The following is a 699-nucleotide window of genomic DNA, read 5'->3' on the forward strand; positions in this document are numbered from 1 at the left end:
CCTGAGTTAGAACCCCAACATGACCAGGGTGGTATTTCAAGATTGGCTCCACCAAGACTAGCGTCTCGGCTTCAAAGCCTCCCACCTATCCTGCACAAGTCAGGTCAAAGTTCAATGTAAAGCTGTAGTAAAGGTTCACGGGGTCTTTCCGTCTAGCCGCGGGTACACAGCATCTTCACTGCGATTTCGATTTCACTGAGTCTCTGCTGGAGACAGCGCTGCCATCATTATGTCATTCGTGCAGGTCGGAACTTACCCGACAAGGAATTTCGCTACCTTAGGACCGTTATAGTTACGGCCGCCGTTTACTGGGGCTTCGATCAAGAGCTTCGCTTACGCTAACCCCATCAATTAACCTTCCAGCACCGGGCAGACATCACACCCTATACGTCCACTTTCGTGTTTGCAGAGTGCTGTGTTTTTAATAAACAGTTGCAGCAGCCTGGTATCTGCGACTGCCAACAGCTCAAGGAGCAAGTCCTATCACCATCAGCAGCGTACCTTCTCCCGAAGTTACGGTACCATTTTGCCTAGTTCCTTCAGCAGAGTTCTCTCAAGCGCCTTGGTATTCTCTACCTGATCACCTGTGTCGGTTTAGGGTACGATTCGTTTATAACTATTGCTTAGAAGCTTTTCCTGGAAGCATGGTATTTGCCACTTCGTCCTACAAGTAGGACTTGCTATCAGATCTCGACCATA

At 48.9% G+C, this 699-nt stretch carries 1 rRNA gene; it reads right to left on the reverse strand.

Going from position 1 to position 699, the window contains the following annotated elements:
• Positions 1-699, reverse strand: a 23S ribosomal RNA gene (locus tag ACTXGE_RS12475); the annotation flags it as partial.

Origin of the sequence: Psychrobacter sp. T6-4 (genome assembly GCF_052258425.1) — a bacterium.
Taxonomy (GTDB): Bacteria; Pseudomonadota; Gammaproteobacteria; order Pseudomonadales; family Moraxellaceae; genus Psychrobacter.